The organism is Pseudomonas borbori (assembly GCF_900115555.1).
GTDB classification, from domain to species: Bacteria; Pseudomonadota; Gammaproteobacteria; order Pseudomonadales; family Pseudomonadaceae; genus Aquipseudomonas; species Aquipseudomonas borbori.
Genome location: NZ_FOWX01000043.1, coordinates 1 through 21,069 on the forward strand (window position 1 = coordinate 1; position 21,069 = coordinate 21,069).

20 protein-coding genes and 1 pseudogene are annotated in these 21,069 nt (G+C 63.1%); 12 read left to right on the forward strand and 9 right to left on the reverse strand.

The features are described from left to right. Together BM315_RS21710 and BM315_RS21715 are read left to right on the forward strand one after the other, a co-directional pair. Positions 1 to 528 (forward strand): acyl-CoA carboxylase biotin carboxyl carrier protein subunit (locus tag BM315_RS21710; RefSeq protein ID WP_141124002.1); only part of this gene is annotated, 528 nt, incomplete at its 5' end. Positions 529 to 639: 111 nt separating this feature from the next. After that, a complete protein-coding gene (locus BM315_RS21715) occupies positions 640 to 1,548 on the forward strand; it encodes a hydroxymethylglutaryl-CoA lyase (protein WP_090505472.1) in 909 nt (302 codons plus the stop codon). Between the two features lie 358 nt (positions 1,549 to 1,906). Here BM315_RS21715 and BM315_RS21720 read toward each other — a convergent pair whose 3' ends face one another. The 3 genes from BM315_RS21720 to BM315_RS21730 form a co-directional block, all read right to left on the reverse strand. Continuing rightward, entirely contained in the window at positions 1,907 to 3,085 is a 1,179-nt protein-coding gene (locus tag BM315_RS21720) for an acetyl-CoA C-acetyltransferase (protein WP_090505474.1), read from the reverse strand. Positions 3,086 to 3,240: 155 nt separating this feature from the next. Beyond that, complete coding sequence (locus tag BM315_RS21725) at positions 3,241 to 3,897, reverse strand: CoA transferase subunit B (protein WP_090505476.1); 657 nt, start codon at positions 3,895 to 3,897, stop codon at positions 3,241 to 3,243. 169 nt (positions 3,898 to 4,066) lie between these two features. Next, positions 4,067 to 4,765 (reverse strand): CoA transferase subunit A, encoded by a 699-nt coding sequence (locus tag BM315_RS21730; protein WP_090505478.1) that lies wholly within the window; start codon positions 4,763 to 4,765, stop codon positions 4,067 to 4,069. A 124-nt stretch (positions 4,766 to 4,889) separates the two neighbouring features. Between BM315_RS21730 and BM315_RS21735 the strand changes: the two genes are divergently transcribed. From BM315_RS21735 to BM315_RS21745, 3 genes are all read left to right on the forward strand, one after another. Continuing rightward, positions 4,890 to 5,792 carry a LysR family transcriptional regulator gene (locus BM315_RS21735; RefSeq protein WP_090505480.1) on the forward strand — a complete coding sequence of 301 codons (903 nt, stop codon included), beginning with the start codon at positions 4,890 to 4,892 and terminating at the stop codon, positions 5,790 to 5,792. Positions 5,793 to 5,853: 61 nt separating this feature from the next. Further along, positions 5,854 to 7,809 (forward strand): acetoacetate--CoA ligase, encoded by a 1,956-nt coding sequence (locus BM315_RS21740; RefSeq protein ID WP_090505483.1) that lies wholly within the window; start codon positions 5,854 to 5,856, stop codon positions 7,807 to 7,809. A gap of 158 nt (positions 7,810 to 7,967) precedes the next feature. After that, the gene (locus BM315_RS21745; RefSeq protein WP_090505484.1) at positions 7,968 to 8,612 is read left to right on the forward strand and encodes a glutathione S-transferase; all 645 of its coding nucleotides are present in this window, start codon (positions 7,968 to 7,970) and stop codon (positions 8,610 to 8,612) included. A 161-nt stretch (positions 8,613 to 8,773) separates the two neighbouring features. On the opposite strand, the gene BM315_RS21750 is transcribed toward BM315_RS21745, so the two are convergent. Further along, positions 8,774 to 9,979, reverse strand: coding sequence for a PilT/PilU family type 4a pilus ATPase (locus tag BM315_RS21750; RefSeq protein ID WP_170862284.1), 1,206 nt, complete (start codon positions 9,977 to 9,979; stop codon positions 8,774 to 8,776). Positions 9,980 to 10,127: 148 nt separating this feature from the next. On the opposite strand from BM315_RS21750, the gene BM315_RS21755 reads away from it, so the two are divergent. Beyond that, positions 10,128 to 10,406 carry a peptidylprolyl isomerase gene (locus tag BM315_RS21755; RefSeq protein WP_090505486.1) on the forward strand — a complete coding sequence of 93 codons (279 nt, stop codon included), beginning with the start codon at positions 10,128 to 10,130 and terminating at the stop codon, positions 10,404 to 10,406. Positions 10,407 to 10,515: 109 nt separating this feature from the next. Further along, positions 10,516 to 12,105, forward strand: coding sequence for an ABC-F family ATPase (locus BM315_RS21760; RefSeq protein WP_090505488.1), 1,590 nt, complete (start codon positions 10,516 to 10,518; stop codon positions 12,103 to 12,105). A 65-nt stretch (positions 12,106 to 12,170) separates the two neighbouring features. On the opposite strand, the gene BM315_RS21765 is transcribed toward BM315_RS21760, so the two are convergent. Then, on the reverse strand, positions 12,171 to 12,779 hold the full coding sequence (locus tag BM315_RS21765) for an FMN-dependent NADH-azoreductase (protein ID WP_090505490.1): 609 nt from the start codon (positions 12,777 to 12,779) through the stop codon (positions 12,171 to 12,173). 123 nt (positions 12,780 to 12,902) lie between these two features. On the opposite strand from BM315_RS21765, the gene BM315_RS21770 reads away from it, so the two are divergent. Beyond that, the gene (locus BM315_RS21770; RefSeq protein WP_090505492.1) at positions 12,903 to 13,802 is read left to right on the forward strand and encodes a LysR family transcriptional regulator; all 900 of its coding nucleotides are present in this window, start codon (positions 12,903 to 12,905) and stop codon (positions 13,800 to 13,802) included. 15 nt (positions 13,803 to 13,817) lie between these two features. On the opposite strand, the gene BM315_RS21775 is transcribed toward BM315_RS21770, so the two are convergent. Further along, positions 13,818 to 14,324, reverse strand: coding sequence for a DUF1993 domain-containing protein (locus tag BM315_RS21775; protein ID WP_090505495.1), 507 nt, complete (start codon positions 14,322 to 14,324; stop codon positions 13,818 to 13,820). A gap of 81 nt (positions 14,325 to 14,405) precedes the next feature. Between BM315_RS21775 and BM315_RS21780 the strand changes: the two genes are divergently transcribed. Then, entirely contained in the window at positions 14,406 to 14,759 is a 354-nt protein-coding gene (locus BM315_RS21780; protein ID WP_090505497.1) for an MmcQ/YjbR family DNA-binding protein, read from the forward strand. A gap of 82 nt (positions 14,760 to 14,841) precedes the next feature. Here BM315_RS21780 and BM315_RS21785 read toward each other — a convergent pair whose 3' ends face one another. Further along, complete coding sequence (locus BM315_RS21785; RefSeq protein WP_090505499.1) at positions 14,842 to 15,672, reverse strand: undecaprenyl-diphosphate phosphatase; 831 nt, start codon at positions 15,670 to 15,672, stop codon at positions 14,842 to 14,844. A gap of 482 nt (positions 15,673 to 16,154) precedes the next feature. On the opposite strand from BM315_RS21785, the gene BM315_RS21790 reads away from it, so the two are divergent. Then, the gene (locus tag BM315_RS21790) at positions 16,155 to 17,789 is read left to right on the forward strand and encodes a methyl-accepting chemotaxis protein (RefSeq protein WP_090505501.1); all 1,635 of its coding nucleotides are present in this window, start codon (positions 16,155 to 16,157) and stop codon (positions 17,787 to 17,789) included. A gap of 7 nt (positions 17,790 to 17,796) precedes the next feature. Next, complete coding sequence (locus tag BM315_RS21795; protein WP_090505502.1) at positions 17,797 to 18,411, forward strand: hypothetical protein; 615 nt, start codon at positions 17,797 to 17,799, stop codon at positions 18,409 to 18,411. An 84-nt stretch (positions 18,412 to 18,495) separates the two neighbouring features. Here BM315_RS21795 and BM315_RS21800 read toward each other — a convergent pair whose 3' ends face one another. Beyond that, a complete protein-coding gene (locus tag BM315_RS21800) occupies positions 18,496 to 18,963 on the reverse strand; it encodes a DUF3429 domain-containing protein (protein WP_090505504.1) in 468 nt (155 codons plus the stop codon). A 195-nt stretch (positions 18,964 to 19,158) separates the two neighbouring features. Here BM315_RS21800 and BM315_RS25585 point away from each other — a divergent pair. Then, positions 19,159 to 19,257 (forward strand): annotated as a pseudogene (locus BM315_RS25585) (IS1595 family transposase); the annotation flags it as partial. Between the two features lie 133 nt (positions 19,258 to 19,390). On the opposite strand, the gene BM315_RS21810 reads toward BM315_RS25585, so the two are convergent. After that, entirely contained in the window at positions 19,391 to 21,049 is a 1,659-nt protein-coding gene (locus BM315_RS21810) for an acetolactate synthase large subunit (RefSeq protein ID WP_090505508.1), read from the reverse strand. Between the last annotated feature and the right edge of the window lie 20 nt (positions 21,050 to 21,069).

The following is a 21,069-nucleotide window of genomic DNA, read 5'->3' on the forward strand; positions in this document are numbered from 1 at the left end:
AAGCACGAGGACTTTCACTCGCCCTGGGCCAGCAGCAATGGCTGGCGCGCCGGGCTGCCGGTCGAAATCGACCTGCACCTGAGCTGCAACGGCGTCACGCACAAGGTGCGCGCCAGCGGCGGCGCCCGATTGCAGGGCGACACGCTGCTCTGCAGCAACCCGCTAGACGCCGAGGTTCAGCCAGACGCACTGCAACACCGCCGGCACGCCATCCGCCAGGGCGATACCCTCTATCTGGAATGGCAGGGCGACCTGCACGCCGTCAGCCAGCTCGACCCGATCGCCGCCGTCGAAGCCAGCCACAGCCATCACGGTGGCCTGACCGCGCCGATGAATGGCAGTATCGTCCGTGTACTGGTCGAAGCCGGCCAGCAGGTCGAGGCCGGCACGGCCCTGGTGGTGCTGGAAGCGATGAAGATGGAACACAGCATCCGCGCGCCCCATGCAGGCACAGTCAAGGCACTGTACTACGGCGAAGGCGATATGGTCGGCGAAGGCGCCGTACTGGTGGAGCTGGAAGAGGCATGACAGTGATATTCGATGCGCATAGCGCACCCTACGCTAACCCATGACAGTGTGCGCATCGCCGCAAATCGTAGGGTGCGCCGTGCGCACCGTTACCCCGAAAGGAGACGCCACATGAACCTGCCCAAACAGGTGCGCCTGGTCGAAGTCGGCCCGCGCGACGGCCTGCAAAATGAGCAACAGCCGATCAGCGTGGCCGACAAGGTGCGCCTGGTCGACGACCTCAGCGCCGCCGGCTTGAGTTATATCGAGGTCGGCAGCTTCGTCGCGCCCAAGTGGGTGCCGCAGATGGCCGGCAGCGCCGAGGTGTTCGCCCGAATCCAGCAACGCCCGGGCGTCACCTACGCCGCGCTGACGCCGAACATGAAGGGCTTCGAGGCCGCGCTGGAAAGCGGCGTGAAAGAGGTGGCGGTGTTCGCCGCCGCCTCCGAGGCCTTCTCGCAGAAAAACATCAACTGCTCGATTGCCGAGAGCCTGCAGCGTTTCGTACCGCTGATGGAGGCGGCCCAGCAGCACGGTGTGCGCGTGCGCGGCTACGTGTCCTGCGTGCTCGGCTGTCCTTATGACGGTGAGGTGGCACCCGAACAGGTCGCCTGGGTAGCCAAGGAGCTGTACGCCATGGGCTGCTACGAGGTATCGCTGGGCGACACCATCGGCACCGGCAGCGCCGGCAAGGTCCGGCACCTGTTCAACGTGGTCGGTCGCGATGTCCCGCGCCACCAGTTGGCCGGACACTTCCACGACACCTATGGCCAGGCCCTGGCCAATATCTACGCCAGCCTGCTGGAAGGCATCGGCGTGTTCGACAGCTCGGTCGCCGGCCTGGGCGGCTGCCCCTACGCCAAGGGCGCCACCGGCAACGTCGCGACCGAGGATGTGCTCTATCTGCTCAATGGCCTGGGCATCGAAACCGCTATCGACCTGGACAAGCTGATCGCCGCCGGCCAGCGCATCTGCACGGTGCTCGGCAAGGACAATGGCTCGCGGGTGGCGCGGGCCTTGCTCCAGGGAGCGACCGGCTGACAACCGGCTGAATAGGCACGAGCGTTTCCCCTCCTTGGCCGCGCGGCACAGCAGCGCGGCCTTTTTTATGGCTCAGCCCCAATCAACTGGCGCGTGAGTCGCCCCTGCCTGCGGGATCAGGCGGCAGCCCGCGCCTGGGTAGCCGCGCGCACCCGCGCAGCCGGCGGCTCTTGGTGCGCACGGCGCACCCTACCGAGTGGTCGCAACAGGCAATTGCGACTCAGCCTTTTATCCTGCGCCAAGCTACCAGTGCCGGCCCTACGCTTGCCCGACCGGGGCATGACCAAGAAAAACGCCGGCGCCTGCAATCGTTGCGGGGCCGGCGTTTTCAGTAGGGTGCGCTGCGCGCACCGCAGGCTTAGCGCTCGATCGCCAATGCCACGCCCTGGCCGCCGCCGATGCACAGGGTGGCCAGGCCCTTGTGGGCGTCGCGCTTGATCATCTCGTGCAGCAGGGTCACCAGAATCCGGCAGCCGGAACCGCCAATCGGGTGGCCGATGGCGATGGCGCCACCATTGACGTTGACCTTGCTCGCATCCCACTGCAGTTCCTTGCCGACGGCCAGGGCCTGGGCGGCGAAGGCTTCGTTGGCCTCGATCAGGTCCAGTTGCTCCAGGCTCCAGCCGGCCTTGGCCAGGCAGCGCCGGGTGGCGCTGACCGGGCCGATACCCATGATCGCCGGATCGACGCCGGCATTGGCGTAGCCGGCGATCCTGGCCAGCACCGGCAGGCCGAGGGCCTCGGCCTTGGCCGCGCTCATCAGCAATACGGCGGCGGCGCCGTCGTTGAGGCTGGAGGCGTTGCCGGCGGTGACGCTGCCGTCCTTCTTGAACGCCGGCTTGAGCTTGCCCAGGGCCTCGGCGCTGGTTCCGGCACGCGGCTGCTCGTCGGTGGCGAAGGCCAGGGGCTCGCCCTTGCGCTGGGGAATCAGGATCGGGGTGATTTCATCCTTGAAACGACCCGCCTCGATGGCGGCGCAGGCTTTTTGCTGCGACGCAGCGGCGAAGGCGTCCTGTTCCTCGCGGCTGATGGCGTACTTGTCCACCAGGTTCTCGGCGGTGATGCCCATGTGGTAGTCGTTGAAGGCGTCCCACAGGCCGTCCACGATCATCGTATCGAGCAGCTGCGCATGGCCCATGCGCAGGCCGGTGCGGGCGCCGGGCATGACATAGGGCGCCAGGCTCATGTTCTCCATGCCGCCGGCGATCATCACCTCGGCATCGCCGCAGCGGATCGCCTGGGCGCCCAGATGCAGGGCCTTGAGGCCCGAACCGCAGACCTTGTTCAGGGTCAGCGCCGGCACCGCGTGGGGCAGGCCGGCGAGGATCGCCGCCTGGCGCGCCGGGTTCTGCCCGGAGCCTGCGGTGAGCACCTGGCCGAGGATCACTTCGTCGACCTCGGCGCCGTTCAGGCCGGTCTGCTCCAGCAGGCGGCGGATCACCGCGGCGCCCAGTTCGGGGGCGGCGATGTTCGCCAGCGATCCCTGGAAACTGCCGACGGCGGTGCGGGTGGCGGCGACTATGACGACTTCTTGCATGATAAGACTCCTGCGAGTTGCGGCGGTGCCGCTCGGGGCAGCGACAAGGGATGGGTATCGCTGCACTCGCGGAGCGCCGCCCGACCCATCCACAAATGAAAAAACCGCCCCGCAGGCTGCCATGCGTGGTGGCGACCTGCGGAGCGGGGAGGTACTCAGAAGGTCATTTCGATGACATCGTCCGGCACGATCAACGGGCCGGCGGTCTTGCTGACGATCTCCTCGATGCTTACGCCTGGCGCACGCTCACGCAGGATAAAGCTGCCGTTGTCGATTTCCAGGTAAGCCAGGTCGGTCAGCACCTTGCGGATGCAACCGCAGCCGGTGAGCGGCAGGCTGCAGTGCTTGAGCAGCTTGGACTCGCCGTCCTTGGAGGCGTGGGTCATGGTGACGATGATGTTGTCGGCGCCGGCGACCAGGTCCATCGCGCCGCCCATGCCCTTGACCAACTTGCCGGGGATCATCCAGGAGGCGATGTTGCCGTTGGCATCCACCTCGAAGGCGCCGAGCACGGTGAGGTCGACGTGGCCACCGCGGATCATGGCGAAGGATTCGGCCGAGGAGAAGATCGACGCCCCTTTACGGGCGGTGACCGTCTGCTTGCCGGCGTTGATCATGTCGGCGTCCAGCTCATCCTCGGCAGGGAAAGCGCCCATGCCGAGCAGGCCGTTTTCCGACTGCAGCATCACGTCGATGCCTTCCGGCACGTAGTTGGCCACCAGGGTCGGAATGCCGATGCCCAGGTTCACGTAGTAACCATCTTTCAATTCGCGCGCCACACGCTGAGCCATCTGTTCGCGGGTAAGTGCCATTGCTGCTTCCTCATTTGTTCTGTGGTGGAAGAACCTGATCAGGGGCGAGCGAGCTAGAGACCGGCAAGGCGAAATTGGACGAGGACGCGGAGTTTACAAGCGGTAAATGAGCAGTCCGAGTCCAATTTCAACGCAGCCGGGCCGACGCGCAGCCGTTCCTGGCAGGTTCTCAGGCGCGCAGGGTGCGCTTCTCGATACGCTTCTCGAAACTGCCCTGGATGATGCGATCGACGTAGATGCCCGGGGTGTGAATGTGGGCCGGATCGAGCTCGCCGGGTTCGACGATTTCCTCCACCTCGACCACGGTGATGCGCCCGGCGGTGGCCACCAGCGGGTTGAAGTTCTGCGCGGTGTGGCGATAGATCACGTTGCCGAAGTGGTCGGCCTTCCAGCCTTTGACGATGGCGAAGTCGCCGGTGATGGCCGGTTCCAAGATGTAATGGCGGCCATTGATTTCACGCGCCTCCTTGCCTTCGGCGACCGGGGTGCCGTAGCCGGTCGCGGTGAAGAAGGCCGGGATACCGGCGCCGCCGGCGCGCAGCTTCTCCGCCAGGGTGCCCTGCGGGGTCAGTTCGACCTCCAGTTCGCCGCTGAGCAACTGCCGCTCGAACAGGGCGTTCTCGCCGACATAGGAGGCGATCATCTTGCGGATCTGCCGGTCCTCCAGCAGCACGCCCAGACCAAAGCCGTCGACCCCACAATTATTGGAGACCACGGTCAGCCCGCTGACGCCGCGACGGCGGATCTCGGCGATGAGGTTTTCCGGGATGCCGCACAGGCCGAAGCCGCCGGCCAGCACGGTCATGTTGTCGGTCAGGCCGGCCAGGGCCTCCTCGTAGCTGCCTACCCGCTTGTCGAGTCCACTCATATCGCTGCGCCTCTTGTCGTTGTCGGTTCGGCAACCCGGTTGCCGATAGCGATTGAGAGCTTCTCCCGCACAGACTAATTTGTTAAGTTTGTTTTTCTTCTCAATTGATCAGCAAAACAAATCAATGACCGTCAAGCAACTGCGCGCCTTCCTCGCCGTGGCCCAGAGCCTGAGCTTCGCCCAGGCGTGCGAGCGCCTGCACCTGTCCCAGCCGGCCCTGAGCCTGGCGATCAAGAGCCTGGAGGAATCCCTCGGCGGCCCATTGCTGACCCGCACCACGCGCAGTGTCAGGCTGACCCCGGAGGGCGAAACCCTGCTGCCCATGGCCCGTCGCCTGCTGGCCGACTGGGACAACGCCGAGGAACTGCTGCGCCAGCACTTCACCCTGCAACTGGGCAGGATCACCATCGCCGCCATGCCGTCGTTTGCCGGCAACCTGCTGCCGGCGGTGCTCAAGGTCTTCCGCATGCGCTATCCGAAGGTCAACGTGGCGGTGCATGACGTGATCAACGAGCAGGTGTTGGACATGCTGCGCAACCGCCGGGTCGAACTGGGCATCGCCTTCGAGCCGGACGCCCTGGATGGCCTGGAGTTCACACCCTTCTACAACGATCGTTTCGTCGCGGTGGTGCCCGCCGATTGCGCGCTCGCCAGCCGCCAGGAGGTGAGCTGGGCGGAGCTGTTGCGGGAGAACTTCATCGCCCTGCAGCGGCCCTCCGCGGTGCGCCTGCTGCTGGAGCAAAGCATCGCCGCGCAGCACGGCAAGCTGGCGGTGGCCTTCGAGAGCCACCAGCTGGCAACCGTCGGCCGCATGGTCGCCCAGGGGCTCGGCGTCAGCGCCGTGCCGCGCCTGTGCCTGCAGCAGATGGAGGAGCTGGGCGCCCGCTGCATCGCCCTGCATGGGCCGCACGTGGAGCGGCAGATCGGTCTGCTGCGGCTGCGCGAGCACAAGCTGTCGAGCGCGGCTCAGGCCTTGTGCGATGTGCTGCTCAACACGACCGACTGGAGCCGCCTGGAACTGGCCTGACGGCAAGGCCGGCCGGCCCGTGCCATTATAAAAGTATCCGCCCGAGCCAATGGACGCACAGATGAACCAGCCCCTCTGGACACCCAGCCCGGCGCGCATCGCCGCCACCCGGATGGACGCCTTTCGCCACTTCGTCAACCAGCGCCATGGCCTGCAGCTGGCCGACTACCCGGCCCTGCACGCCTGGAGCGTAACCCAGCGCGAAGCCTTCTGGCAGGCCATCGTCGAATTCTTCGAGATTCGCTTTAGCGCGCAACCGCAGCGCGTACTCGACGAAGGTCCGGCCATGCCCAGCGCCCACTGGTTCCCCGGCGCCACCCTGAATTTCGCCGAACACCTGCTGCGCCGTCGCGACCAGCACCCGGCGCTGGTCGCCATCGGCGAAGACGGCAGCCGCGAGCGACTGACTTACGCCGAACTGGCGGCCCATGTCGCCGGCCTGCAACGTCAACTGCAAGCCGTCGGTGTCGGCCCCGGCGACCGCGTCGCCGCCTTCATGCCCAACACCTGGCAGACCGTGGTCGGCATGCTCGCCGCCAGCAGCCTCGGCGCCACCTGGTCGAGCTGCTCGCCGGACTTCGGTACTCAGGGGGTGATCGACCGCTTCGGTCAGATCGAACCCAAGGTGCTGATCGCCGCCGCCGGCTACCGCTACGCCGGCAAGAACCTCGATCTGACCGGCAAGCTCAACGAGATCCTCGAGCGCCTGCCGTCGCTCGAGCAACTGGTCGTGGTGCCCTACTCCAACCCGGATACCACACCGAGCGACTTCCAGACCTCAGCCAAGGTCGCCCTGTGGCAGGACTTCTACCAGCCCGGTGGCGAGCCTGCATTCACCCCGGTGCCGTTCGATCAGCCGCTGTACATCCTCTATTCCAGCGGCACCACCGGCGTGCCCAAGTGCATCGTCCACGGCAGCGGCGGCGTGCTGCTGCAACACGTCAAGGAACTCGGTCTGCACACCGACCTGCACCCCGATGACACGCTGTTCTACTACACCACCTGCGGCTGGATGATGTGGAACTGGCTGGTTTCCGGCCTGGCCCTGGGCGCGACCCTGGTGCTGTTCGACGGTTCGCCCTTCCACCCGGGGGCCGAACGCCTGATCGACCTGATCGACGCGGAAAACATCAGCATCTTCGGCACCAGCGCCAAGTACCTGGCCGCCCTGCAGAAGGCCGGCGCCAAGCCGGGCAGCAGCCACAAGCTGCAGCGTCTCAAAACCATCCTCTCGACCGGCTCGCCGCTGGCCCATGAGAGCTTCGACTACGTCTACCGCGAGATCAAAAGCGAGCTGTGCCTATCGTCGATTTCCGGCGGCACCGACATCGTCTCCTGCTTCGCCCTCGGCAACCCGCTGCTGCCGGTCTGGCGCGGCGAACTGCAGTGCAAGGGCCTGGGCATGGACGTGCAGGTGTGGAACGACGCCGGCCAAGCCGTTACAGGCGAGAAAGGCGAACTGGTCTGCGTCAAGCACTTCCCATCGATGCCGGTCGGTTTCTGGAACGACCCGCAGGGCGAGAAGTTCAAGTCTGCCTACTTCGACACCTTCCCCGGCGTCTGGGCGCACGGCGACTACGCCGAGGAAACCGTGCACGACGGCCTGGTGATCCACGGTCGCTCCGACGCCGTATTGAATCCGGGCGGCGTGCGCATCGGCACCGCCGAGATCTACCGCCAGGTGGAAAAGGTCGAGGAGGTGCTGGAATCCATCGCCATCGGCCAGGAGTGGCACAACGACGTGCGCGTGGTGCTGTTCGTGCGTCTGCGCGAGGGCGTCAGCCTCACCGATGAACTGCAAGAGCGCATCCGCCAGGTGATCGAGAGCAACACCAGCACGCGCCACGTGCCGGCCAGGATCATCGCGGTGGCCGACATCCCGCGCACCATCAGCGGCAAAATCGTCGAACTGGCGGTGCGCAACGTGGTGCATGGCAAGCCGGTGAAGAACACCGACGCCCTGGCCAATCCCCAGGCACTGGAGCTGTACAAGGACCTGCCCGAGCTGCAGCGCTGAGGCCGGCTGCGCAGTCTTCGAGCGCCAACTGGTGCGCACAGCGCACCCTACGCAGCTCGCCGGCCCATGGACAGCGCGGCCAGGATCGCCTAGCGTCTGGTTCCCGACTGCCTCGTGGAGCAGTCGCAGGTCAACCGGCTAGCGGCCAAGGAGAACACATGCAACTGATCGGAATGCTCGACTCACCCTACGTGCGCCGGGTCGCGGTGTCGCTGCAACTGCTCGAGCTGCCGTTCGAGCACCGGGCGATCTCGGTGTTCAGCACCTTCGAGCAATTCCGCCAGCTCAACTCGGTGGTCAAGGCGCCCTCGCTGATCTGCGCCGACGGCAGCGTGCTGATGGACTCGAGCCTGATCCTCGATTACGCCGAGCATCTCGCCGGCCCCGATAAGTCGCTGATGCCGCGAGCCCTTGATCGGCGCCTGCGGGCGCTGCGCGTCATCGGCCTGGCACTGGCCGCCTGCGAGAAGAGCGTGCAGATCGTCTACGAACGCGAGCTGCGTCCGGCGGATAAACAGCACCAGCCCTGGCTATCGCGAGTCACCGGGCAACTGCTGGCGGCCTACACCGCCCTGGAGACCGAGCTGGTCCGCGAGCCGCTGGCGCCGGAACGCGACAGTATCGACCAGGCCGGCATCAGCACCGCGGTGGCCTGGTACTTCACTCAGGCAATGCTGCCGGATGTCGTCTCGGCCACGCAGTTTCCCGCCTTGCAGCGGTTCTCCGCCGCCGCCGAAGCCCTGCCGGCATTCGCCGCCGCAGCCCATGGGCTGGGCACCTACCGGCCAGCGCACCTAGCCTAAAGGTAGGCACTAGCAGCGCCCTCTCCCGCCAGATTGCCAATCATCCGGGCGCTGGAGCTGTTCCACGACCTTGGGCAACTGCAGAATTGAGTATGTAGGAACGAAGGGGACGCCTAGTTTTTATTCGCGAAATGCATCGGCGAACGCCCGGCAACTATCCGCTAAATCCCGGGACGGCCTGGATCTTCGGGCAACTCCGGCTCCTCGATATCCTCCAGGGTCAGCTCCAGTCCCCAGTCAGCAGGTTTGGCTGTCATTGCCGGTGCCAGCTGAGCCACTGGAACCACCGGTGCCGCAACCACCGGACTGTCACGATAGAGTTTGAGCTTCAAGCGCACGTTGTTCGCCGAGTCGGCATTCTTCACCGCTTCCTCTTCGTCGATGGCGTTTTCATTGACCAGATCGATCAATGCCTGGTCGAAGGTCTGCATGCCGAGGTTCTTCGACTTCTCCATGATCTCCTTGATCTCGGAAAACTCGTTGCGCTTGATCAGGTCACGCACGGTCGGAGTGCCCAGCAACACCTCTACCGCGGCGCGGCGTTTGCCATCGACGGTCTTGACCAGGCGCTGAGAGACGAAGGCCTTGAGGTTGTTGCCCAGGTCGTTGAGCAACTGCGGGCGGCGGTCCTCCGGGAAGAAGTTGATGATGCGGTCCAGCGCCTGGTTGGCGTTGTTGGCGTGCAGGGTGGAAATCGCCAGGTGGCCGGTGTCGGCGAAGGCAAGGGCGTGCTCCATGGTCTCGCGGTCGCGGATCTCGCCGATCAGAATCACGTCCGGGGCCTGGCGCAGGGTGTTCTTCAGCGCGGCATGGAAACTGCGCGTATCCACGCCGACTTCGCGTTGGTTGATGATCGACTTCTTGTGCCGATGGACATACTCGACCGGGTCCTCGATGGTGATGATATGCCCGCCGCTATTGCGGTTACGGTAGTCGATCAGCGCCGCCAGGGAGGTGGACTTGCCCGAGCCGGTGCCGCCGACGAACAACACCAGACCGCGTTTCTCCATCACGGTGCTGAGCAACACCTCGGGCAACTTGAGGTCTTCGAACCTGGGAATATCCAGTTTGATGTTGCGCGCGACTATCGATACTTCGTTGCGCTGCTTGAAGATATTGATGCGAAAACGGCCGACGCCGGCCAGGGAAATCGCCAGGTTCATCTCCAGCTCGCGCTCGAACTCTTCACGCTGAGCGACATCCATCACCGCATCGGCGATGGCGGCCACCTCGCCGGCCTTCAAGGGCTCCTGGCTGAGCGCCTTGAGTACGCCATTGAACTTGGCGCAGGGCGGCGCGCCGGTGGACAGATAGAGGTCGGAACCATCCTGGCTGGCCAGGATTTTCAGCATCGAGTGGATATCCATGAGCAGCGCTTCCGTCGAGTGGATTTAATATGTCAGGCCGGGATTCGCCCATCTCCCCGGCGAATCAGAAAACCTGAAAAGTGACGTCATTCTGATGGCGCAGCAAACACTGGCACAATACGTACCCGGCAAAAATGAGGAACTCGTCATGGCAAAGGCAATGGCCCGCCACATTCTGGTGAAAACCGAAGCGCAAGCCACCGCATTGAAGAAGCGCATCGCCGCCGGCGAGGCCTTCGACCTGCTCGCGCGCCAGTATTCCACCTGCCCGTCCGGCAAGCGCGGCGGCGACCTGGGCGAGGTGCGCCCCGGGCAGATGGTGCGGGCGATCGACCAGGTCATCTTCAAGAAAGCCCTGCGCGAGGTGCACGGCCCGGTGAAGAGCCAGTTCGGCTATCACCTGGTGCAGGTGTTCTACCGCGACTGATCGCCTGGAAAAACCACCCCATCCGTCCTCCCGGCTGCCTTGCCGGATCAGAAACCTGTACAATCCCGCCCCTTTCGCGCTCGCGCGCTCGCTTTCTGGACAACGATTCGTGATCTCCACCGCTAACATCACCATGCAATTCGGGGCCAAACCCCTGTTCGAGAACGTTTCCGTCAAGTTTGGCGGCGGCAACCGTTACGGCCTGATCGGGGCGAATGGCTGCGGCAAGTCGACCTTCATGAAAATTCTTGGCGACGACCTGGAGCCGAGCGGCGGTCAAGTGATGCTGGAGCCGAACGTGCGCCTGGGCAAACTGCGCCAGGATCAGTTCGCCTACGAAGAGTTCAGCGTGATCGATACCGTGATCATGGGTCATGAAGAACTCTGGACGGTCAAAGCCGAGCGCGACCGCATCTATTCGCTGGCGGAGATGAGCGAAGACGACGGCATGAAGGTCGGCGAGCTGGAAGGCGAGTTCGCCGAAATGGACGGTTACACCGCCGAATCCCGCGCCGGTGAGCTGCTGCTCGGCCTGGGTATTCCGCTGGCCCAGCATTTCGGCCCGATGAGCGAAGTCGCCCCCGGCTGGAAGCTGCGCGTGCTGCTGGCCCAGGCGCTGTTCTCCGATCCGGAAGTGCTGCTGCTCGACGAGCCGACCAACCACCTGGACATCAACACCATCCGTTGGCTGGAAAACATTCTCACGGCGCGCAACAGCACCATGATCATCATTTCCCACGACCGCCACTTCCTCAACAGCGTGTGCACCCACATGGCGGACCTGGACTACGGCGAGCTGCGCCTGTTCCCGGGCAACTACGACGAGTACATGACCGCGGCCACCCAGTCGCGCGAGCAGCTGCTGTCGGATAACGCCAAGAAGAAGGCCCAGATCAACGAGCTGCAGTCCTTCGTCAGCCGCTTCTCGGCCAACGCCTCGAAAGCCAAGCAGGCCACTTCGCGCGCCAAGCAGATCGACAAGATCCAGCTGGCCGAGGTCAAGCCGTCGAGCCGGATCAGCCCGTTCATCCGCTTCGAGCAGACCAAGAAGCTGCACCGCCAGGCCGTGATCGTCGACAACATGGCCAAGGGCTTCGACGGCAAGCCGCTGTTCAAGAACTTCAGCTTCACCGTCGAGGCCGGCGAGCGCGTGGCCATCATCGGCCCCAACGGCATCGGCAAGACCACCCTGCTGCGCACCCTGGTCGGCGAGCTGTACCCGGACGCAGGCACCGTCAAATGGACCGAAAGCGCCGAACTGGGCTACTACGCCCAGGACCACGCTTCCGACTTCGAGGACGAGAGCAGTCTGTTCGACTGGATGGGCCGCTGGACCCAGGGCGGCGAGCAACTGGTGCGCGGCACCCTCGGGCGCATGCTGTTCTCCAACGACGAGATTCTCAAGTCGGTGAAGGTGATTTCCGGTGGCGAGCAAGGGCGCATGCTGTTCGGCAAGCTGATCCTGCAGAAGCCCAACGTGCTGGTGATGGACGAACCGACCAACCACCTCGACATGGAATCGATCGAGGCACTCAACCTGGCGCTGGAGAACTACCCGGGCACGCTGATCTTCGTCAGTCACGACCGCGAGTTCGTCGGCTCCCTGGCCACACGCATCATCGAACTGTCGGACAGCGGCGTGACCGATTTCAGCGGCAGCTACGACGACTACCTGCGCAGCCAGGGCGTGATCGTCTGATCCAGCGCTAAGTCATCATGCAAAAGCCCGCTCAAGTGAGCGGGCTTTTTCGTTCCAACCGCTGTTCAGGCAACGGCAAACAACTCAACGACCTGCTGCTCGGCCGCTTGCATGGCAATAGCACGCGGCTCTTCGCCGTAGGCCAGGCCTTCGGCACGCACCACCTGAATGTCGCTGATGCCGACAAAGCCGAGGACGAACTTCAAGTAGTCCTCATGGGCAGCCGCACTCGGCTGGCCGGAGTGGATGCCACCCGCGGTGGAGACGATAACGACCCGCTTGCCACCGGCCAGGCCCTGCGGACCATTTTCGCCATAGCTGAAGGTCTTGCCGGCCACGGTGATCCGGTCGATCCAGGCTTTCAGCTGGCTCGGCAGGGCAAAGTTGTACATGGGCGCGCCGATCACGATGGCATCGGCATCGAGAAACTCTTCCAGGGTGCTTTCCGACAGCGCGGCCTCGTAGCGCTGTGCAGCATTGCGCAGCTCATCAGGCGTGCCAACGGCAACCAGACTGAGCGCAGAAAAGTGGCTCAATGCGTCGCCGGCCAGGTCGCGGTAAATCACCTGGACACTCGGCTCGGCGGCCTGCCAGGCCGCGACCACGGCGCTGCTGAGCTGGCGGGAAGCAGACGAGTCGCCGAGAATGCTGGAATCGAGGTGCAGTAGTTTCATGACGGTCTCCAAAGTGAGATCGCCCCGTGGCGATCAAGATGCTGGAGATGCTACCCATGAAAGCAATAGTCGATAAGCCGGCATAAATGCGATAGTTCGTCCTACACATAGGACGATTAAGCCATGCATGACCTCAACGATCTGTTCTACTTCGCCAAGGTGGTGGAAGCCGGCGGTTTCGCTGCCGCCGGCCGCGCCCTGGGTATCCCCAAGTCTCGCCTGTCGCGGCGCATCGCCGAGCTGGAAAACCGTCTGGGCGCGCGTCTGCTGCAACGTACCACGCGCAAGCTGGTACTGACCGACCTCGGTGAACGCTACTTGCGCCATTGCCAGGCGATGTTGCTGGAGGCCGAGCAGGCCGAGGAAGCCGTCGCCAGTCTGACCAGCGAACCACGCGGTCGCTTGCGCGTCTCCACCCCCGGCGGCATTGCCCTGTTGCCGGAGCTGGTCGTCAGTTTCCTCGCGGCCTATCCCAAGGTGCAACTGGAAGTGCTGCAGACCAACCGCCGCGTGGACCTGCTCAACGAGGGCGTGGACGTGGCGCTGCGCGTGCGCAGTGCCGAAGATGAAGACCCGGCGCTGATCAGCCGCCGCCTGCAACCGGCCCAGGCATATATGGTGGCGGCCCCCGAACTGCTCCAAGGCGTCAGCATCGATACACCGGCCGACCTGGCCAAACTGCCGGCGCTCGGCGCACTGGAGGCGGATCGCAAGATTCACCTGCGCTTCCAGCATGACAACGGGAGCGTACAAGACATCAGTCTGGAGGCGCGCCTGGCGATCGAGGACTTCGCCGTGCGCAAGCGTGCCGTGCTGGCCGGCTTGGGGCTGACCATGCTGCCCCAGCCTTTCTGTCATGAGGAGCTGGCCGATGGCCGGCTGGTCCGCCTGTTGCCCGACTGGACGCTACCTGGCGGCCACCTGCAGGCGGTCTACACCCACAGGCGCGGCATGCTGCCGGCAGTGCGCGCCTGGATCGAACACCTGAGCCAGGCGTTTCGCACCTGGGAGCAGCCGCTTTAGGCGATCTTGCGCGGCTCAAGGCCGACCGAGGAAATCCATCTTGCCGATGTCCAGACCGTTGTGACGCAAGATCGCGTAGGCCGTGGTCAGGTGGAAATAGAAGTTCGGCAGGACGAAATGCAGCAAGTACTCCTGCCCCGTGAACTTCAATTCCATACCCGGAAAGTTCAGGCTGATCGACTTGCCTTCGCTGCCATCGAGCTGCTCGGCGGCGATGTTGTGGAGAAACGCCTGGGTCTTGGCGATACGTTCCTGCAACTCGGCAAAACTGCTTTCGCTGTCGGCATAGCTGGGAATGTCGATGCCGGCCAAGCGTGCGGCACAGCCCTTGACCGTGTCGCTGGCGATCTGCACCTGGCGTAGCAGCGGATACATATCCGGCGCCAGGCGCGCATTGAGCAGCGTGCCGGGCTCGATCTTGCGCTCGGCGGTGTAAGCCTCGGCCTTATGCAGGATGGCCGACAGGTTGCCGAGCATGCGAATGAAAAGCGGAAGCGAGACGTCATACATGGACAGTGACATAAGGAAATCCCCATCAAGACTGAAAGTTGTGCCCGCAGTCTGCTAGCTTAGCTGGAGAACCCGTAGCAAGACCCGACGCCCATGAAACAACAGGAAATAGCCGCTTTTTGCCTGCAACTGCCCGGCGCCCGTGAGGATTTCAAGTGGGGCAACAACCAGGTGTTTTCCGTGGCGGGCAACAAGATGTTCGCCATCCTCAACTTTCTCGGCCATGAGCTGGCCTTCAAGGTCGACAGCGATCTGTTCCTCGGTTACGTCGACCGCCCCGGCATCCGCCCAGCGCCCTATCTGGCGCGGGCGCACTGGATCAGCATGAGTTGTGCGCATCCGCCCATCGGCGACGACGAACTCTGGCAACTGCTGACCCGCTCCCACCAACTGGTGGTGCACCGGCTGCCCAAACGTCTGCAAGTAGGTCTGCTGCTCGATCCTTGATGATCTCACCCATGAGCCGGCATCACTATGACAAAGGCGCGCCAAGCGGCGCGCCTTCTATCCGTCCGCCGAATACGTCCTCTCAGCCCTGGGCGGTACTCCAGTCGATCAGATGCAGTTGCCAGGTCGCCAGAATCAGCAAACCAAACCCGATGCGATACCAGGCGAACAGTGCATAACTGTGGTTGCCGATGAACTTGAGCAGGGCGCGCACGGCGATCATGGCGAAGATGAACGAAGTCACGAAGCCGATGGCGAATACCGGCAGATCCGCCGGCAGGAACAACTCGCGATACTTGTAGCCGGAGTAGACTGCGGCACCAACCATGGTCGGCATCGCCAGAAAGAAGGAAAACTCGGTCGCGGCTTTGCGTGACAAGCCGAACAGCAGGCCGCCGATTATGGTCGCTCCCGAGCGCGAGGTGCCTGGAACCATCGCCAGGCACTGGGCACAGCCGACTTTCAGCGCATCCTTCCAGGTCATATCGTCAACGCTTTGGGCATGAATGACATGCTCACGCCGCTCGGCCCAGAGCATGATCACGCCCCCCACTATCAGCGCAGCGGCAACGGTAATCGGGTTGAACAGGTATTGATGTATCAGGTCGGCAAAGCTCACGCCGAGAATCACCGCGGGCAGGAAGGCGATGAGCAGATTACTGGTGAAACGCTGCGCCTCGGCGACCCGCGGCAAGCCGACCACCACCTCGATGATCTTGCGCCTGAACTCCCAAACCACCGCCAGGATCGCGCCCAACTGGATAATGATGTTGAAAGCCATGGCCCGCTCACCGGAAAAATCGATGAGATCGGCGACTATGATTTGATGACCCGTACTGGAAATCGGCAAAAACTCGGTAATACCTTCGACAATACCCAAGATCAACGACTGCATGGCGATCCAAAGATCCATTAACGCTCCTTAAGCGCGCGGCATTTACCGCCCGAACAACATAAATGTGTGAACAACCAACAACACTTCCGCGCCTGTCGGACTCAAGCTCTAGACAGAGGTTCCAATAAGCAGAAAAAAGCGGGAAAACCTCAGGTTTTCTCCCTGGGGGCCGAAATGCTATCAGAGACCCGGGCTCAATTGCTGTATTAGAGCCAACTCATGCGTATTCGCGTGAATCTCGACGTCAGCCAGCCCGCCTCAACTCAATTGGCGAATGGTCTAACAGGCCGTTGAAAAACGTAGGCGAGGCAGCCAAGACAAGGCAAAAATGGCCGAAAAAGCGCAGTTTACGTGCTGTAAATGAGCATTTTGAGGCCATTTTTAACGCAGTATTGGCAACACAGGTAGTTTTTCAACGGCCTGTTAGAGCAACAGGTGGCACATTCCGTGTACAAGGGACACGCCCTGAATCCCAGAACAAGAACCGAGAGAGCCTTTCTATGAACAGCCTACGCAGCCTGCCCATCAGCCGTCGCTTGTGGCTTATTCTCGTTGTCGCCGTCCTCATGCTGTTCATCCTCGGCGCATTGATGCTGCAACAGAGCCAGCGCGACCTGTATGCCGCCAAAGAGGAGAAGACCCAGCATGTGGTACAGAGCGCGGCAGGCATCCTCGCCCATTACCACAGCCTCGAGACAGCCACTACGCTCAGCCGCGACGAGGCGCAGAAGCAGGCCATTGAGCTGATCCGCGGCCTGCGCTACGACGGCCAGGAGTATTTCTGGATCAATGACCAGACCCCAACCATGGTCATGCACCCAACCAACCCCAAGCTCGACGGGCAGAATCTTTCCGGACTCAAGGATGCGGACGGCAAGGAACTGTTCAATGAAATGGTGCAGATCAGCAAAACCAAGGGCGCCGGTCTGATTAATTACCGCTGGCCCAAGCCGGGTTCGAGCGACCCGGTAGCCAAGGTCTCCTACGTCAAGCTGTTCCAGCCCTGGGGCTGGATCATCGGCTCTGGCGTATACGTCGATGACGTACAGGAGGAGTTCCAGGCACAAGTCCTGCGTGCACTCGGGATAGGCAGCGCAATCGCCCTGCTGATGACCCTGCTGGTAACCCTGATCTCGCGCAGCATTGCCCGGCCGCTACAGGAGGCCGTCGATGCCATGGCCAACATCGCCAGCGGCGACGGCGACCTTACCAAGACCCTGGATACCCAAGGCAATGATGAACTGACCGCCCTCGCAGGACACTTCAATGTCTTTACCGAAAAATTGCGCCATGTGATCCGCCAGTCGCTCGACTCTGCCGGCGCACTCGATCAAGCCGCACGCTCGCTCGGCGACATCGCTCGCGAGGCCCAGCAGCACGGTCAGCAGCAATCCCAGCAGATGGAACTCGTGGCTACCGCGATCAACCAGGTAACCTATGGCGTACAAGATGTCGCGAAGAATGCCGAGCATGCATCGAGCGAAGTACATGCCGCCGAAGCCCAGGCGAGCCAAGGTCAGCGGAACATCGATGCCAGTCTGCAGCAGATCGGCCAACTGTCTGGCACTATCGACCAGGCGGTGGAGGTGATTCAAAAGCTGGCCCTGGAAAGCACGCAGATAGGCAGTGTTCTGGAGGTGATTCGCTCGATCGCCGAACAGACCAACCTGCTCGCCCTCAATGCGGCAATTGAAGCCGCGCGCGCGGGTGAACAAGGCCGCGGGTTTGCCGTGGTCGCCGACGAAGTACGCTTGCTGGCTCAACGCACTCAGCAATCCACCGCTGAAATCCAGGGTATGATCGAGCGCTTGCAAGGCAACTCCGAAGCCGCAGTGAAGGTCATCAACGACAGTAGCCGCGCGTCGCAACTCACCGTCGAGCAAGCCAGTCAGGCCGGTGAGAGCCTGGGCCAAATCGCTCAATCGCTGCGCAACCTGACCGGTTTGAATACCTCGATCGCCAGTGCCACACTGCAACAGTCGCAGGTGGTCGAAGATATCAACCAGAATGTCACCCAGGCGGCCGGTTTAGCGCACAGCAATGCGCTGGCAGCCGAACAGTCCAGCGAGGCCAGCCAACGCCTTGGCCAACTGGCTGAGCAACTCAATCGATTACTGGGCCAGTTTCGCGTATGAGGCATGAATGAGCGGCATGGAACATCAGGAAGTCGACCTCGACCGGCCACAGAACCAGGATCTGATCTGGGATCTGGACAGCATGGCCCGTCGCGAGTTGGCTGAGCGCTTCATCAAGCTGTTCGAGAACCGGCTATGCGTCTATTCCGACTCGGTGCGTCAGCTCTACACCAATTACAACCTGCACTTCCCCCATGACCTGGGACGCAAGATGGTGGTGCTACCCAACCCCTATGCGTTCCATGACACGCTGCACGGCATCGAGGCGCACGCCGTGCGTAAAACCGGACTCTGCGTACTGCCGGGCGTGGTGCTGGGGAAACCGGGCCTGCTGTTGAGCACACAGATAAAGGATGGTGGCCCCGCACCGAAAACCATGCCGTTCAAACGGGCACTGGCGCAGATCATCAGTAATCAGAAGAAAGCCGGCGACGTCTTTCTGCCGATCATGATGAAGGGCGATCTGCGCGAGTTCGACCAGCAGATGCCTTATATCCACCTGCACCGCCTGCAAGTAAACCGTCTCACCCGATTGTCCACATTCGAGCGCGACGACATTCAGCAGACCATCACCCGCAAACTGCTGATGCTCTATCGCCAGGCCGATAGCCTGGCGTGCTAGCACCAGTTGCGCGGACACCTGCTAGGACTCATTGAGCGCCAGGCAACACGTATCACACCGGGAGATCTGGGTCACCGAATGCACTCAAGCGATCAACACACTGGCCCAGGCCAATAACAGACTCAGCGAGACAACCACCGTTAGCGGCAGACGCAGGCTCGAATACCAACGCGGAGCCAGCCCCAACTTGACCGCATGCACATCCGCAAAATGGAGGCCTACGAACGCGACCAGAAGTGTCGGCAACGCCAACCCCATCGGCAGCCCGGCAGAAATAGCCAGCCAGCCGAGCAATGGCGGAATCACCGACAAGCCCAACTGAATCTGCGCCTGCTCATCGTTCGCCTCGGCTCGCATCGCCAGTCCCCAATGGATCGCCCCCATAAACGCCAGGATCAAGGCCGCAAAATCCAGTAAGGCCTCTAGCACGAAGGGCCGCCAGCCCAATGGAATCACCCAGATTCCCAGCGCCCCGCTGACAAAGGGCAGCAACCCGGCATAACCGAGCAAATTGGCCAGCTGCGGCGGCTTTTCGGCCTCAAAGGGGTGCATTGCCTACTCCTTGCTCTCGGTTTAAAACCACAACAGTCTGCAACTAATGCATATATTGAGCAAAGGTAATGAATTGGCAATGAAACAGACCCTCCCCGCCTGGGACCAGCACGACTCATGAAGAAAACCCGAATGGCGTCCATGCCGATCCGTATGCTGATGAGCACAAGTGCGAGTAACAGCGTGTTCGTCGCTTTCCCTATCCAGAATGTCAACGCCTACTCCAGTCGACTCAAGCGCCGGATGGTCCGCTTGCATAGTATGGCAACCAAATACCCGATCAACTACCTCGGCTGAGGCCGCATGTTTGAGCGTTATCGCACTGCGCACTGCTTGCAAGAGGCGGTTGGCCGCCCGATGCGGCACGCAACTGGGGGCACGCATTAAACAGCCAATACCCGGAACACTGGCGAACCCTGCGGCGGCCTCAGGGCGCCAGCTTGCGCTTGAGTGCGCTGGCCACCGACTGCGGCAGGTTGGGCATGGCGCGCAGCAGCCAGGGCAGGATCTTGCGCTTGGCGCCGCTGAGCGATTCGGGCACCACCGCTTCGATCAGGTGCGGGCCGGGGTGGGCCAGGGCGTATTGCATTGCCGTCACCAGGTCTTCGGCGCTGCTCACGCGCACCGAATGCACGCCCATGCCTTGGGCCAGCTGGGCGAAATTCAGCACCGGGCCGTGCAGATCGAGTTGCGACTTGGCCTTGGGTCCGGCCTCCTGCGCGCCCACCCGCTCCAGCTCCACATTGAGCACCGAGTAGGACGCGTTGTTGAAGATGATCGAAGTGACGTTGAGCTGCTCGCGCGCCATGGTCCACAGTGACTGGATGGTGTACATCGCGGTGCCGTCGCCGATCAGCGCCAGCACCGGCCGATCCGGACAGGCGATGGCCGCGCCGATGGCGTTGGGCAGACCCTGGCCGATGGCGCCGCCGGTCAGGGTGATGAGGTCGTGGCGGGGCGCACCGGCGGTCATGGCCGCTAGCATCAGTCCGGAGGTGATGGCCTCATCGACCAGGATGGAATTGTCCGGCAGCAGGTGGCCGACGGCCTTGCACACCTTGGCGGCGGTCAGCTTGCCACGCGGACGGCCCGGGCGCTGCGCGCTCTGCAACTGCGGCTGGGCCTGACCGGCACCGAGGGCGGCGACCAGTTTTTCCAGGCTGGCGGTAGTGTCCTGTGCCGGGGAGGCAAGGGTCAGTACGTTGCAGCCATCGGGCACCAGATAGCTCTGCTTGCCCGGGTAGGCGAAGAACGATACCGGCGCCTTGGAATCGACCAGAATCAGCTCTTCGATTTCCGCCAGTTGCACGCCGGCCATCTCGGCCATGTAGGCGATGCGCTCGACCGCCGGCAAGCCAGCGCCGCGCTGCATGCGGGTAGGGAATACGTCGGCCAGCAGCTTGACGCCACTGTGTGCGGCGATGCGCGCGGCGGCCAGCAAGTCGGTCTCGCGCAGGGCACGCCCACCCAGCAGCAGCGCGACCTTGCGCCCCGAACGCACGGCAGCAACAGCCGCAGCGACGGCGGCATCATCGGCGACGGCCGGGTTCGGTGCGGGCAGCGCTGTGCAGGCTACCGCGCCCTCGCCCCAGGACACATCGGCCGGCAGGATCAGCGTCGCCACCTGGCCGGGATAACCGCGGGCGGCAGCGATGGCATCGACCGCGTCGCGGCACAGTTCGGCGGTGCTGGTCGAGGTACGCACGAAGCCCGGCGAGACATTTCGCGCCACGGTCTCGATGTCCGACTGCAACTGGGCGTCGTACTGGGTGTGGTAAGTGGCGTGATCGCCGACGATATTGACCACCGGCACCTTGCCCTTGCGTGCGTTGTGCAGGTTGGCCAAGCCGTTGCCCAGGCCGCAGCCCAGGTGCAGCAAGGTGGCGGCCGGCTTGTCGGCCATGCGTGCATAGCCATCGGCGGCCCCCGTGGCCACACCTTCGAACAGGGCGAGTACGGCGCGCATGCGCGGCTCGCTGTCGAGGGCGGCGACAAAGTGCATTTCACTGGTGCCGGGATTGGAGAAGCAAACTTCGACTCCGGCATCGACCAGCGTTTTCATCAGAGCTTGGGCGCCATTGGGCATGTAATTCTCCTGGGTGGATG

Bases quoted from the DNA above. Each gene is read 5' to 3' on its own strand.
- BM315_RS21715 (WP_090505472.1), top strand. From the start codon at position 640: ATGAACCTGCCCAAACAGGTGCGCCTGGTCGAAGTCGGCCCGCGCGAC.
- BM315_RS21720 (WP_090505474.1), bottom strand. From the start codon at position 3,085: ATGCAAGAAGTCGTCATAGTCGCCGCCACCCGCACCGCCGTCGGCAGT.
- BM315_RS21725 (WP_090505476.1), bottom strand. From the start codon at position 3,897: ATGGCACTTACCCGCGAACAGATGGCTCAGCGTGTGGCGCGCGAATTG.
- BM315_RS21730 (WP_090505478.1), bottom strand. From the start codon at position 4,765: ATGAGTGGACTCGACAAGCGGGTAGGCAGCTACGAGGAGGCCCTGGCC.
- BM315_RS21735 (WP_090505480.1), top strand. From the start codon at position 4,890: ATGACCGTCAAGCAACTGCGCGCCTTCCTCGCCGTGGCCCAGAGCCTG.
- BM315_RS21740 (WP_090505483.1), top strand. From the start codon at position 5,854: ATGAACCAGCCCCTCTGGACACCCAGCCCGGCGCGCATCGCCGCCACC.
- BM315_RS21745 (WP_090505484.1), top strand. From the start codon at position 7,968: ATGCAACTGATCGGAATGCTCGACTCACCCTACGTGCGCCGGGTCGCG.
- BM315_RS21750 (WP_170862284.1), bottom strand. From the start codon at position 9,979: ATGGATATCCACTCGATGCTGAAAATCCTGGCCAGCCAGGATGGTTCC.
- BM315_RS21755 (WP_090505486.1), top strand. From the start codon at position 10,128: ATGGCAAAGGCAATGGCCCGCCACATTCTGGTGAAAACCGAAGCGCAA.
- BM315_RS21765 (WP_090505490.1), bottom strand. From the start codon at position 12,779: ATGAAACTACTGCACCTCGATTCCAGCATTCTCGGCGACTCGTCTGCT.
- BM315_RS21770 (WP_090505492.1), top strand. From the start codon at position 12,903: ATGCATGACCTCAACGATCTGTTCTACTTCGCCAAGGTGGTGGAAGCC.
- BM315_RS21775 (WP_090505495.1), bottom strand. From the start codon at position 14,324: ATGTCACTGTCCATGTATGACGTCTCGCTTCCGCTTTTCATTCGCATG.
- BM315_RS21780 (WP_090505497.1), top strand. From the start codon at position 14,406: ATGAAACAACAGGAAATAGCCGCTTTTTGCCTGCAACTGCCCGGCGCC.
- BM315_RS21785 (WP_090505499.1), bottom strand. From the start codon at position 15,672: ATGGATCTTTGGATCGCCATGCAGTCGTTGATCTTGGGTATTGTCGAA.
- BM315_RS21790 (WP_090505501.1), top strand. From the start codon at position 16,155: ATGAACAGCCTACGCAGCCTGCCCATCAGCCGTCGCTTGTGGCTTATT.
- BM315_RS21795 (WP_090505502.1), top strand. From the start codon at position 17,797: ATGAGCGGCATGGAACATCAGGAAGTCGACCTCGACCGGCCACAGAAC.
- BM315_RS21800 (WP_090505504.1), bottom strand. From the start codon at position 18,963: ATGCACCCCTTTGAGGCCGAAAAGCCGCCGCAGCTGGCCAATTTGCTC.
- BM315_RS21810 (WP_090505508.1), bottom strand. From the start codon at position 21,049: ATGCCCAATGGCGCCCAAGCTCTGATGAAAACGCTGGTCGATGCCGGA.